We start from the raw sequence: 11,927 nt of genomic DNA on the forward strand, positions 1-11,927 counted from the left end.
TGGCCCTCAACCTGACAATCGGACCTGCTACCGGACGGCGATGGGATTGACCGGTGAACCGACAGCCCCGGTGATGGGGAGCGGGGCTGCCGTGAGCATGAAGTCGTACTTGCCGTCGGCAGCACATGCTTCGGCGAGTTGGTCAGGATCCCACATTTCACCCAGGAACAATCCGAGGTTGGGGATGGCGATCTGGTGCAGAGGCTGGAAAGCGCCCTCGAACTCGTTGGGACGGACCTCGAAGCCCCAGGTGTCCGTGGCGATTCCCGCGATCTCCGAGGCGTGCAGCCACGCCGCCGTGGTGAAGGAAAGGCCCGGAGCGGACCCTCCAGCATAGTCACCCCAGCCTTCACGGCGGACGCGGGTGTACTGCCCGGTCCGGATCACCAGGATGTCGCCTCGGCGAACGGCGGAGCTGGGGCCCTGACGTTCGATGGTGCGCTCCAAGTGCTCCGGGGTGATCGCAAAGCCGTCGGGCAGTTCCCCGTCGCTGTGTCCCAGCTCCGGGCCCAGTGCGCGGCCGACGTCCAGGAGCACGCCACGGGTAACGATCTTGGCCGCGGCGGTTTCGATCCCGGTCACGAGGTCGCCCTCTGAAGTGACCACGTCCCCGGCGGCCCGGCCGTTCCAGGCTTTGCCGCGGTCAAAGATGTGGCCCAACCCGTCCCATTGCGTAGAGCACTGCAAGGGCATGGCGATGACGTCATCAGCCCCTCCGAATCCGTGCGGGAAACCTTGGTTGCCGCGTTCGGCATCGACTCCGGTGTCGGTCATGGTGTGCACTGGGTTGGTCCGGCGCCGCCAACCCTTCTGCGGGCCGTTCGTGTCGAACGGTTGCGACAAGGAGAACGCCTCGCCCGTGGTCACCAGAGCGGCGGCCTCGACTCGTTTTGCGGCGTCGATAAAGTTCAGCGTCCCCAGGACATCGTCCTCGCCCCAGCGGCCCCAATTGTTGTATGTTTCCGCAGCCGCAGCAATGCTGGCCAGCGGATCCGTACGCTGGATCGGTGCCGAATCTACGGCGTCGGTGGTCACTGTTCGTCCTTGCAGTGGATGAGTTGGGTGCCGAGTCCGGTGATGGTGCCTTCCATGACGTCGCCGTCCTGGAGGAGCCGTCCCCAGTGCTGGCCGTTGCCCGCGGGGCTGCCGGTCAGGACCAGGTCTCCGGGGCGCAAGGGCATGATCTGCGATGCTTCACTGACAAGCTTGGCGACACCGAAGATCATGTCCTGAGTCGATTCGTCCTGCATGGCTTTGCCGTTGAGCTTCAGCGTGACCTGGACATCCTGTGGGTCTCCGAAGAACTTGGTTGGCACCAGCAAAGGACCTGTGGGCAGGAAGCCGCGGGCGTTCTTAGCGCGGTACCAGTCCGATCCGATGGCGGGCATGTCCTTACGGAACACATATTCGCGGGTGGTGATGTCGTTGACCATGGTGTAACCAAACACGTGTTCCAGCGCTTGCTCGGGCGTGACGCGGAAGGCTTCCTTACCGATCACGGCCGCGAGTTCCAGCTCCCAGTCGTGGGATTTGCTGTATCCAGGCAGGGTGAGATCGTCCGTGGCGGATGCGATCGCCGTCGGGAGGCCGATGAAGAAGTACGGTGTTCCCTGGCCTGCCCGTTGGTCCATCATCGCAGCGGTCTTGGAGCGCACCTCTTCTGCGTCCTGGCCGGCGTCGCGGTGTGCCACGGCCAAGTCGATCACGTGCTTGCGGTAGTTCGCGCCGGTCTGCAGGACCTGCGCCGGTTCGACCGGGGCAAGGACCTCGACGCCGGACACCGCCAGGCCTGTCTCCTCACTGGCCGATGCGGCCAGTTGGTCGAGCTCACCTTCGGTGGTTTCCCAGTGCTGGATCAGCGAGTTGATGTCACTGTCCAGGGGCAGGACTCGGTCGCCGACCAGCAAGCCAGCCCGCGGTTTAGCTGAACCCGGTTCCTGGAAGCGGACCAGTGCATAGTGTGGCTGCGTCATTAGCCCCGGCCCTGCTTTGCGTAGGGGTTCAGGAGGGCTTCCTTCATTTCAGCGGAAGCACCTTCTTCCGTGGCAGTGAAACCTTCGGCGGGCGGGAAGGACTCGGTCATGGAGTGCGGCATGGCGCCGTTCTTGTAGAAGTTGTTGGATCCTTCAGAAGGCTTCCAGGTGTTGGCGTCCCAGTCCGGGACGTAGTTGCGGTAGCCGCCGGAGTTCAGCTCCACGCGCAGGCCGGAGGGGTCGCGGAAATAGAGGAAGTTCTGCTCGCCCACGCCGTGGATGGACGGGCCGTATTCCATGGGGGTGCCGTTTTCCATCATCACGTCAGCAGTGCGGAGCAGGTCCTCGGTGGCGTCCACCCAGAAGGCGATGTGGTTGACGCGGCCAGGGCGGTTGGACGTGTCAAGGACGACGCCGAGGTCATGGGACTTCTCGTTAGTGGTCAACACCGAGAAGACCGTGATGGGTGCTTCATCCAGGTCCACGAAGGCCATGACGCGGAAGCCCAGAGCCTCGTTGTACCACTTGGCAAAGCCGCGGACGTCTGAGGAAGCGACCGTGACGTGGTCCAGGAAACGGGGGGCGGCGGCGTGGCTGCTGCGGCGCTCAGGACGATCGGGGTAGGTGGATTCGAAGCCGGGCTCGGCGACGAACTTCTCCACGTCATAGAACAGGCGCATGTGGTGGCCGTAGGGGCCGGTGAACTCGTAGGCCTTGCCGAAGCCGTGGCCACCGGCAGTCCAGGTGCCCTGCACGCCTGTTGCTTCAACGCGGGCTGCTGCGGCTTCCAGCGCGGATTGGGAATTGGTGCGCCACGCCATCCGACCCAAGGATGCCTCGGGTCCTTCCGTGATGACCAGGCTGTAGCGGTAGTAGTCGCCCCAGCAACGCAGGTATACGTTGCCATCCACGCGGTCGATGATGCGCATGCCGAACTTCTCCTCGTAGAACCGGGCCGAGGCGTCGACGTCCGGAGCGGTGATCTCGAGGTGGGCAAGATGGGAGAGGGGAGTTTCCACGTTGAATTCCTTCTATGTGCTGATGTCTCGGACAGATCTCTGCAGGTCCTGTAGTAACCATGAGTCACGTCACGTATTTGGGGAAGGGCAACTGTCTGATAGCAACTATCCGCCGCGCGAATACCAAAAGTTGCCTTCCGCGGCGATCTAGCCGGGCCCATGTCACCAACCATCAACCGAACAAATATCAGCTATACCGAAACCGCTATTCTCCGCCCGCGGGCCCCTTGCCACAGTGAATGCAGTCCCTCCCGGCACTTCTGCCACTCTCCGGGGATCATCTTCAAAGGCGAAGGAAAACCTATGAGCACCATGGATCCAACTGCTATCGAGACCCGCCCACCAGCCTCCAGTCGAGCGGCCGGAAGGACCCAGGCTGCGTTGCTGGTTGCCGGTAGTTGCATGCCCGTGCTGGGCGCGGTCCTGCTGGCACCCGTCCTCCCTACTCTGAACCAGGTCTTTGCCGATACCGCTGGTGTCGCCATCTTGGTTCCCTTGGTCCTCACCCTGCCGGCGTTGTTTGTAGCACTGTTCTCGCCGCTGGCGGGCTACGTCGCGGACCGGATGGGGCGCAAGCAGCTGCTCATCTATGCGATGTTGGCGTACGCCCTTTTTGGGACGGCACCGTTGTGGTTGGATTCCCTCGGCGCCATCGCTTTCTCGAGAGTCGGCGTAGGGATTGCCGAGGCAGCCATCATGACCTGCTGCACCACCTTGATCACCGACTACTATTCGGGACAACAGCGGAACAAGTACCTCGGTCTCCAGACCATGGTCAGCGCGCTGGCGGCCACCGCGTTCTTTGCCTTGGGCGGCGCCCTGGGCAGCATCAGTTGGCGGACTCCGTTTTGGCTCTACGCGGTGAGCGCCGTGCTGGTGATCCCCATGGTCCTCAAGCTGTGGGAGCCTGCAAAAGTCGCACCTACAACCCCGACGAAACAGCCGGTGCCGTGGCGGCAGATTGGTGCCCCGGCAGCTGTGACGTTGTTCGGTGGGATCGTGTTCTACGCGCTGATCGTCCACCTGCCGTATGTCATCACAGATTTGGGCGTGACGGATACTGGGCTCATCGGAGGTGCCGCTGCGATCGCCTCACTGGCCACTGCGGCAGGCGCCATCTCCTTCCGATACCTTGCCAAGCTCGGCACCCGGAAACTGCTCATCGGCGCTTTCGGACTGGCCGCCGTCGGGCTTTGCCTGGTCTCGTTGGCCGGGAACGTGCCGCTGGCGATCGCGGGCGCCGTTATCGCCAGTGCCGGTACCGGAGTGCTGTTGCCGACACTCCTGACGTGGGCGGTCAACGGCCTGGACTTCGCCCAGCGGGGACGCGGTACCGGCATCTGGACCGGGACGCTGTTCATCGGGCAGTTCCTTACGCCGATTGTCCTTGGCGCAGCTGCTGCTGGCCTGGGGAACCTCAGCCTTGCACTTGGGGCGTTGGGCATGGCTTGCGCGCTTGCCTTGGTGGCGATCCTGGTCCGGGGGCCGCGGTTGGTCCAGATCAGCCAGTAAAGTTGCCGGCGGCTGGATAACCTAGGGAAATGAAGAACCTGGACTTGAACCTGTTGCCCCAACTGCAGGTCCTGTTGGAGCTGCGGAATGTTTCCCGGGCAGCGGAACGGCTCCAGCTCAGCCAGCCGGCCACCAGTGCGGCGATGGCCAGGCTCAGAAGGCATTTCGACGACGAACTACTGGTACGTAATGGCCGCACCTACGATCTCACTCCCTTTGCACAGTCGTTGGTCCCGCTGGTTGATGAAGCCATGCTTCATGTCCAGCGGGCCACTCGCATTCGATCCGGCTTTGATGCCGCGACGAGTGAAAGGGAGTTTGTCATTGCTGCGTCCGACTATGCGGCCGCGCTCATTGTGGGGCCCCTGCGCGGAATCCTGCAGCAGGAGGCACCGCACGTGGTGGTGGACTTCGTACCCACATCCGGCCTGCGGGGTGACCTGGCTGAGTACTCCCGGATGGACCTGTTGGTGGGACCCACCGGTTACCGCATGAAGGGTGATTCCAAGCAGCTCTTCCGTGACAGCTTCGTGGCTGTGGCAGACGCGGGAAATCCGCTCCTCACCTTGCCCGCACTGACGTTGGAGGACCTTGTTGAAGTTCCCCACGCCGTCGGGTATTTCGGTGAGGGCATCAGCACGCCGGCGGACAAATTGTTTGAGTCCCGCGGGGTCCGCCGTCGCGTGGCGGCGGTGGTGGCTGGCTTCTTGTCGCTGCCGTTGTTGGTTGAGGGCACGGACTTGGTGGCCTTGGTTCCGCGCATGCTGGCTTCGAGGGCGCAGCGCGGGGCATCTATTGAGGTCCTTGAGTTTGCCGAGGAGTTGGAAGCCGCTTTGGTGGAGGCGATGTACTGGCATCCGTCCCAGACGGAGGATCCCGCCAGCGTCTGGCTTCGCTCTGTGGTGCAGCGAGCCTGTTCGCAGCTTCATGAGATCTTTCCGGTGGAGGCGCATCCCGTCAAGGTCATGGCAGGTTCTGCCAGCTGAGATGGGGACTATTCACCTCATGGATAGCTCGTATCTGAAACGGGCCATTCTTCAATAGTTCCCCTGACCGGAGGATGGAGGCATGACACCCGACAGCACCGCACCGCCGCTCCGACTCGCAGGAAAGATAACGGTGATCACCGGCATCGCGTCAGGGCAAGGCCGGGCGGCAGCCATACTGTTTGCCCGTCAGGGAGCAACCGTGGTGGGGTGCGATCTAGATCTTGAAGGGGCAAAGGCCACGGTGGAAACGATCCGTGCCGAGGGTGGCCAGGCGGATGAGGCTCACGGTGTTGACCTGACCAACGAGGCTTCCGTGCTCGAATGGGCGAATTTCGTGCTCCATGAGCATGGCCGCGTAGATGTGCTTTACGCCAATGCTGCCGCCACTCGCTTCGCGGCCTTGGAGGACATCAGCTACGAGGACTGGACGTGGAATTTCCGGCACGAGGTAGACGTCGTCTTCCTTCCTGTGCGGCACTTCTGGCCGCTGCTCAGCAAAGCCAGCCAATCCGCCGTCGTACTTGTCGGCTCGACAGCAGGAGTGACCGGCTCGGTCACCAATGGTCGGCTGGCGCACACGGCAACCAAGGGTTCCGTCGTTGCCATGACCAAGCAACTCGCTGCGGAAGGGGCACCCCGAGGGATCCGCGTGAACTGCGTCAGCCCCGGCATGATCCGTACCCCGGCCACCGAAGCGGACCTTCTGGCCGGAGACCATCCCATGCGGCGTATCGCTGCCCACATTCCCCTCGGACGGGTAGGTGAAGCGGGGGAGGTGGCCGCATGTGCGCTGTTCCTCGCCTCAGATGACGCTTCCTACGTCACCGGCGCGAACCTCATGGTCGACGGCGGCTGGTCGGCTGTTCTGCCCGGCTGACACTTCTCGGACAACAAAGGACAACTCTGCAGTGATAGACATGACTGACCGGATCGTGGTGATAACGGGCGCTAATGGCGGTCAAGGCCTGGCTGAAACCTTGATGTTCGCTAGGGCCGGAGGTGTAGTGATCGCGACGGACCTCACCGCCGAACCGTTCCCTGCCGTGGCGGAGGCGGTGAAGGAGCACGCCGGGCGCATCGTGTACCGGCAACTGGACGTCAGGCTGCCCCAAGAATGGGTGGCCTTGACCCGGTTCATCCGTGATGAGCACGGCTGCCTTGATGGTTTGGTCAACAACGCCGGCATCACCCGCCGCAGCCGCCTCCTTGACGCCACCCCAGCAGACCTTGCCGCGGTATCGGAAGTGAACGTGACGGGTGCCCTGCTGGGCATGCAGGCCTGCGTCCCCTTAATGTCGTCCGGGGCTTCGATAGTCAATGTAGGCTCGGTGGCAGCCCTCAGCGGGCACTATCCGGTGGCCTACACCGCCAGCAAATGGGCTCTCCGGGGACTCACCATTGCCGCCGCAACAGAGCTCGGGCCGCAGGGAATCCGGGTCAACTCGGTTCATCCAGGATTCATCGAGACCCCGATGACGGCAGGGGCAAACCCTGCGTTCAGGGAAGCGACCATCGACGAGACCCCACTTGGCCGCACCGGAACACCCGAGGAGGTGGCCGCCGTCGTGCTTTTCCTCCTCAGTCCCATGGCAGCTTTCGTCACCGGTGTGGACCTCCCGGTAGACGGTGGTCAAAGCAGCCACGGCGGGGCGAAATCAGTCTCCGACGCCCTTCGCTGACCGCCGCGGTCCTGGGCGGAAACCCCGTACCTCTCGCTCCTAATGCGCGTTGAGAGCAGGGACGTTCCAACTGGCGAGTATCCGCATGGCGTCTGAGGTTGGGGAGCCGGGCGCCACGGTGTAGACCAGCATGACTAGCCCTGGGTCTGTGGAAAGTTCGAATGATTCATACCCGAATTCGAGGTCTCCCACAGTTGAGTGGGTGAGCAGCTTTTGCCCGGACCGGTACTTGAAGACATCGTGCGAGGCCCACAATGAGCGAAATTCTTCACTTTGCGTTGAAAGTGTCCCGATGATTTCGATCAGCTCTCTGTCATAGGGGTCCAGGGCTGTTGCGGCGTGAAGCAGCGCCACGACATTGTGTTTTGCCGTGTCAAAATCCCGATGGAAGCGTGGGGCGCGGGAATCCAGAAAAAGGTAATGAGCGTAGTTGAAACGGTCACGGGAACCGTCGTCGGGGAGCGAATAGAGTGCGCGGCCGAGTCGGTTGGACGCCAAACGGTCGAGTCGCGCGTTTTGTATGAACGCCGGGGTGTCGATGGAATCCAGAACACTCTGTGTCCCAGGACGGACGGTGGTGCGATTGGAGGGTTTCCGGCGTGGCGGGCGCCGTTGCGAAATTCGGGTGAGATCAAGAAGATGGTCGCGCTCGTCTTCATCGAGCTGCAGGGCGCGGGCGATGGCCTCGATAACTTCACGGGATGCGCCGGAGATTTTGCCGCGCTCGAGTCGGGCGTAGTAGTCCACACTGACACCGGCCAGGTGGGCGACTTCCTCCCGGCGAAGGCCAGCTACCCGGCGGGCTCCGCTGTAAAGTGGCACGCCTGCCTGCTCGGGGGAGAGTTTGGCGCGCCGGGACGTGAGGAAGTTGCTGATCTCGGACTTGGAATCCATGTCTCCTAGGGTATGTCTCGTGTTGTGGGAACTGGGAGGACCTGTTAGTACCATGCTGGTCCGTGGTTGACGTAGGGAGCCTCGAGTTCTTTGGCTTCTTCGTCGCTTAATGTCAGCGACAGCGCTTCAGCGGCCTGCTGGAGGTGGTGTGGCTTGGTGGCGCCAACGATGGGCGCTGAGACAGCGGGATTTCGAAGCACCCACGCCAAAGCGATTTGGGCCATGGTGACGCCGCGGGCGTCGGCCACAGCTTGCACGGCGTTGATGACGGGCCCGTCGTAGTCGTTGTCGAACGCCTGAACCACTTTGTCGGTGGTTGAACGGGTACTTTGTTCACCCAATGGGCGGGCGAGCCGACCTTTCCCGTTGGGAGAGTAGGGCACAAGTCCGACACCCATGTCAGCGCACATGGACATCAACTCGGGCTCGTCCTGGCGACGCAAGAGGTTGTACTGGTTCTGCATGGACACGAACGTGGTCCATCCGCCACGTTCTGCTGCGTGCTGGAGCTTCGCAAACTGCCAGGCATACATGGAGGACGCGCCGATGTAGCGGACTTTACCGGCCTTGATCACGTCGTGGAGAGCTTCCATGGTTTCTTCCACCGGGGTGTCATCGTCAAATCTGTGGATCTGATAGAGGTCGATGTAGTCCGTGCCCAGGCGGGTCAAAGAGGCATCGAGCTGCTCCAGGATGGCCTTGCGTGAGAGGCCTTCGCCGCCAGGGCCGTCATGCATTCTTCCACGAACCTTCGTGGCGAGGACCACGTCTTCACGCCGTGAATACTGCTTGATGGCGCGCCCAACGATCTCCTCGGACGTGCCGGCCTGGTAAACATTGGCCGTATCCCAGAACGTGATTCCCAGCTCCAGTGCCTGACGGAAGAACGGTCCGGCCGCATCTTCGTTCAAGGACCATGGGTGGGAATTCTCCGTTGAGGGGTCACCGTAGCTCATGCAGCCAAGGGCAAGGCGGCTGATCTTCAGTCCGGTGCTGCCGAGTCGTGTGTATTCCATGGCAAGTCCTGCTTTCAGGTCGGTGGATGTTTGTCTCCTTCGAACCTAGGCGGGTTCCGCATTTCGAAACAGGACCTGTCAGACCATGTCTGGCGGGTGCTCTTGACTCAGATCCACGTCGGTGCGGCTGGGACGGTAGCGGTTGCTGCCCCCAAGGCAGCGATCCCGTTTCTGCCGCGGCCTGTGGCCCATTCGACGACGGCGGGAAGGGGGCCGGTGATGATCGTTGGGTCTGTGGCGGTGGTGTCGCCGAGCGTGAGGTCGGTGCCGTTCCCGGCAGTGTTGGTGACTTTGATGAGGAGTCCGGTGTCTGTGCCGCGGGTTTTCCAGGCGCTGGTGATGTCGCCCAGGAGTCGTTCGAGGACTGTGGTGGGGATGTCGTTGAAGGTGGCTCCGTTGGCCAGGTCAATGGAGTGGATCCATACTTCGCGGGTGCGCATCCACACTGTTTCCGTCGCCAGGACGTTGCGGCCTTGGGCGGTGCGGACTTCGTTGGCCCAGTTCGCTTCCGGGAGGTCTCGCCATTCGACGGACAGGTGCACGGCGGAGTGGTCGAACAGGTTCCTCAGCGCGATGGGAGACAGCGTGGCTCCGAAGTTGATTTCTTGGTTTCGTGCCTCGGCGGAGGGGTACATGGGCGTCTCCACTCCGGTGGCAGCCCATTCGACCAAGCGAGCGATCGCGCGGGCGTTGTAGCCCACGTGCGCAATGACGTGGCGGCGGTTCCAGTCCGGAAGGAGGGTGCCGCCGTCGAGCTCTGCATCGGTGAGTTCGTTCAGTTTGCGGGCGAAGAACGCGGTGCCTCGCCGCGCCTGCAGGAGTTCTTCCTGCAGGCGCGGATCGGTGGTGAGGTCGTGGCGGGCTGCCATCAGGCTTCCTTGACCACGCGGTTGTTCAGTTGGCCCAGGCCCTCGATGGTGGTGACCAGAATCTGACCTTCCTGCAGGTACCTTTTGGGGTCCTGGGCGTGGCCCACACCGCCGGGCGTGCCGGTGGCGATCACGTCACCGGGGTTCAGGGTGATGATGGTGGAGATGTAGGAGACCAGGAACTCGGGGGTGAAGACGAGGTCGCCGGTGGGGGTGGACTGCTGGATTTCCCCGTCGACTGCGGAGGTCATGAGCGGGCCGGCGGTGAATTCGTCCTTGGTGACCAAGGCCGGGCCGAACGGGGTGGAGTTCTCCCACGTTTTGCCTTGGAGCCACTGGATGGTGCGGAACTGGTAGTCCCGCATGGAGATGTCGTTCAGGACCGCGTATCCGGCGATGTGCTCGGCGGCGTTGGCCTCGGCGATGCGGCGGCCTTCCTTGCCGATGATCACGGCGAGTTCGGCTTCCCAGTCCACGGTGTCCGATTCCTGCGGCAGCGCCAGGTCATCGTTCGGGCCGATCAGCGATTCGTTGTACTTTGCGAACAAAGTGGGGTGTTCGGGGATCTCGCGGCCCATTTCCTTGATGTGGTTGCGGTAGTTGTGGCCCACGCAGATGATCTTGCCCGGTGACGGCACGACGGCGGCGAGGTCGGCGCCGTCGAGGGCGTGCGTTGCGCCGTTGGCCGCTTTCGCAGTGGTTTCCCAGGCGGGGTCGGCCAGGAGCGCGCCGACGTCGGCGAACCCGTCAATCTCGGTGAGGGTGTCGCCGTCCTGGCGGACGGCCTTCGTTCCAGCGGGAGTGCGGAGGGTGAGGAGTCTCATTACTTGCGTCCTTTGGTGTAGCTGCGGTTGAAGTTCAGTCGTTCGAAGATGGGGGCGTCGCTGAAGCGGAACAGATCAAACCCAGGCTGGTCAGCGTCGGCCGTCAGGGACCATTCCTGCCAGGACGGGACCACGAACAGGTCGCCCTTGGCCAGCTGCTTGGTTTCACCGTTCAACACCACGGTGCCGATGCCCTCGAAGACCTGCCAAACACTGGAACCAACCTCACGCAACGGCTCGGTGGAAGCACCGGCGCGGAGGCGGTGGAACTCGGCCCTGATAGTGGGCATGACGTCCCCGCCGGTGGTCGGGTTCGAGTACCGGACAGCGGCATGGCCCTGTGACACCGTGGCCGGGTGACCCTCGTCCTCCAACAACAGCTGCTCACGCAGGGCGGCGTCGGTGTGTTCCCAGCGGTAAGCGGCGATGGGGGAGTTGGTGGTGTCATCCAGTCCGGACAGGGGGCGGAGGCCCGGGTGCGCCCAGAGCCGTTCGGAACGGGAAATGTCCGGGGTCGCTTCATCGGTGACGCGTTCGGTGCCGAACTCGAAGAACCCGGCATCGGCGTAGTGCACGAACGGGATGTCGAGGCCGTCGATCCACGCCATAGGCTGGTCGGTGTCATTGTGGTGGCCGTGGAAGTTCCAGCCCGGGGTCAACAGGAAATCACCGCGGCGCATCGCTACCGGATCCCCGTTCACCACCGTCCACACGCCTTCACCCTCGACGACGAAACGAAACGCGTTCTGGGAATGGCGGTGCTCCGGTGCCACTTCGCCTGCGCCCAGGTACTGGATCGCGGCCCACAACGTCGGCGTCGCATACGGGGTGCCAGCGAGGCCGGGGTTCGCGAGGGCTATGGCCCGCCGCTCACCACCCCGGCCCACCGGAACCAGATCCCCGGCACGGGCAGCCAACGGATACAAATCATTCCAGCGCCATACATGCGGGACAGCCTTCGGCGTGGGCACCATCGGCATCAAATCACCGATCTCCGTCCACAGTGGGATCAGGTTCTCTTTGTCGAAATCCTTGTAGAGCTGCTCCAGCTGTATCTGCTCCTCGGGGGTCGGCTCCGGCAGGGCGTGGGTGGCGGCCACGGATTCGTGAGTCGTGTTCTCGGCGCTGATTGACACGGGTGCCTCCTCAATA

12 protein-coding genes are annotated in these 11,927 nt (G+C 63.0%); 4 read left to right on the forward strand and 8 right to left on the reverse strand.

Translation table 11 applies throughout. From position 1 onward, the window contains the following. Positions 1-27: 27 nt before the first annotated feature. From CQ020_RS07900 to CQ020_RS07910, 3 genes are read right to left on the reverse strand one after another with little or no spacing between them, the layout of a single operon-like run. Complete coding sequence (locus CQ020_RS07900) at positions 28-1,035, reverse strand: cyclase family protein (RefSeq protein ID WP_105691339.1); 1,008 nt, start codon at positions 1,033-1,035, stop codon at positions 28-30. Then, complete coding sequence (locus CQ020_RS07905) at positions 1,032-1,973, reverse strand: fumarylacetoacetate hydrolase family protein (protein WP_105691340.1); 942 nt, start codon at positions 1,971-1,973, stop codon at positions 1,032-1,034. Before CQ020_RS07905 ends, CQ020_RS07900 begins: the two co-directional genes overlap by 4 nt. Next, positions 1,973-2,992 carry a VOC family protein gene (locus CQ020_RS07910; RefSeq protein WP_105691341.1) on the reverse strand — a complete coding sequence of 340 codons (1,020 nt, stop codon included), beginning with the start codon at positions 2,990-2,992 and terminating at the stop codon, positions 1,973-1,975. The genes CQ020_RS07905 and CQ020_RS07910 overlap by 1 nt, the downstream gene beginning before the upstream one ends. 303 nt (positions 2,993-3,295) lie before the next feature. Between CQ020_RS07910 and CQ020_RS07915 the strand changes: the two genes are divergently transcribed. The 4 genes from CQ020_RS07915 to CQ020_RS07930 all read left to right on the forward strand — a co-directional run bounded on the left by CQ020_RS07915 (position 3,296) and on the right by CQ020_RS07930 (position 7,172). Beyond that, the gene (locus tag CQ020_RS07915) at positions 3,296-4,504 is read left to right on the forward strand and encodes an MFS transporter (RefSeq protein ID WP_258141770.1); all 1,209 of its coding nucleotides are present in this window, start codon (positions 3,296-3,298) and stop codon (positions 4,502-4,504) included. A 29-nt stretch (positions 4,505-4,533) separates the two neighbouring features. Then, a complete protein-coding gene (locus CQ020_RS07920) occupies positions 4,534-5,490 on the forward strand; it encodes a LysR family transcriptional regulator (protein ID WP_105691342.1) in 957 nt (318 codons plus the stop codon). Between the two features lie 82 nt (positions 5,491-5,572). Next, positions 5,573-6,370, forward strand: a complete 798-nt coding sequence (locus CQ020_RS07925; RefSeq protein ID WP_105691343.1) for an SDR family NAD(P)-dependent oxidoreductase — start codon at positions 5,573-5,575, stop codon at positions 6,368-6,370. A gap of 40 nt (positions 6,371-6,410) precedes the next feature. Continuing rightward, the gene (locus CQ020_RS07930) at positions 6,411-7,172 is read left to right on the forward strand and encodes an SDR family NAD(P)-dependent oxidoreductase (protein WP_105691344.1); all 762 of its coding nucleotides are present in this window, start codon (positions 6,411-6,413) and stop codon (positions 7,170-7,172) included. A 39-nt stretch (positions 7,173-7,211) separates the two neighbouring features. Here CQ020_RS07930 and CQ020_RS07935 read toward each other — a convergent pair whose 3' ends face one another. From CQ020_RS07935 to CQ020_RS07955, 5 genes are all read right to left on the reverse strand, one after another. Then, on the reverse strand, positions 7,212-8,066 hold the full coding sequence (locus CQ020_RS07935) for a helix-turn-helix transcriptional regulator (RefSeq protein WP_105691345.1): 855 nt from the start codon (positions 8,064-8,066) through the stop codon (positions 7,212-7,214). 44 nt (positions 8,067-8,110) lie between these two features. Continuing rightward, entirely contained in the window at positions 8,111-9,082 is a 972-nt protein-coding gene (locus CQ020_RS07940) for an aldo/keto reductase (protein ID WP_105691346.1), read from the reverse strand. A 107-nt stretch (positions 9,083-9,189) separates the two neighbouring features. After that, positions 9,190-9,951, reverse strand: a complete 762-nt coding sequence (locus CQ020_RS07945) for a maleylpyruvate isomerase family mycothiol-dependent enzyme (RefSeq protein WP_105691347.1) — start codon at positions 9,949-9,951, stop codon at positions 9,190-9,192. Beyond that, positions 9,951-10,775 (reverse strand): fumarylacetoacetate hydrolase family protein, encoded by an 825-nt coding sequence (locus tag CQ020_RS07950; RefSeq protein ID WP_105691348.1) that lies wholly within the window; start codon positions 10,773-10,775, stop codon positions 9,951-9,953. The genes CQ020_RS07945 and CQ020_RS07950 overlap by 1 nt, the downstream gene beginning before the upstream one ends. After that, complete coding sequence (locus CQ020_RS07955) at positions 10,775-11,911, reverse strand: cupin domain-containing protein (RefSeq protein ID WP_105691349.1); 1,137 nt, start codon at positions 11,909-11,911, stop codon at positions 10,775-10,777. The genes CQ020_RS07950 and CQ020_RS07955 overlap by 1 nt, the downstream gene beginning before the upstream one ends. Positions 11,912-11,927: the final 16 nt, after the last annotated feature.

Origin of the sequence: Arthrobacter sp. MYb23, from assembly GCF_002979775.1 — a bacterium.
Taxonomy (GTDB): Bacteria; Actinomycetota; Actinomycetes; order Actinomycetales; family Micrococcaceae; genus Arthrobacter.

What these genes read in the sequence shown, in the direction of transcription:
- CQ020_RS07945 (WP_105691347.1), bottom strand. Translation starts at nt 9,951, where the DNA reads ATGGCAGCCCGCCACGACCTCACCACCGATCCGCGCCTGCAGGAAGAA.
- CQ020_RS07940 (WP_105691346.1), bottom strand. Translation starts at nt 9,082, where the DNA reads ATGGAATACACACGACTCGGCAGCACCGGACTGAAGATCAGCCGCCTT.
- CQ020_RS07930 (WP_105691344.1), top strand. Translation starts at nt 6,411, where the DNA reads ATGACTGACCGGATCGTGGTGATAACGGGCGCTAATGGCGGTCAAGGC.
- CQ020_RS07915 (WP_258141770.1), top strand. Translation starts at nt 3,296, where the DNA reads ATGAGCACCATGGATCCAACTGCTATCGAGACCCGCCCACCAGCCTCC.
- CQ020_RS07920 (WP_105691342.1), top strand. Translation starts at nt 4,534, where the DNA reads ATGAAGAACCTGGACTTGAACCTGTTGCCCCAACTGCAGGTCCTGTTG.
- CQ020_RS07905 (WP_105691340.1), bottom strand. Translation starts at nt 1,973, where the DNA reads ATGACGCAGCCACACTATGCACTGGTCCGCTTCCAGGAACCGGGTTCA.
- CQ020_RS07925 (WP_105691343.1), top strand. Translation starts at nt 5,573, where the DNA reads ATGACACCCGACAGCACCGCACCGCCGCTCCGACTCGCAGGAAAGATA.
- CQ020_RS07950 (WP_105691348.1), bottom strand. Translation starts at nt 10,775, where the DNA reads ATGAGACTCCTCACCCTCCGCACTCCCGCTGGAACGAAGGCCGTCCGC.
- CQ020_RS07935 (WP_105691345.1), bottom strand. Translation starts at nt 8,066, where the DNA reads ATGGATTCCAAGTCCGAGATCAGCAACTTCCTCACGTCCCGGCGCGCC.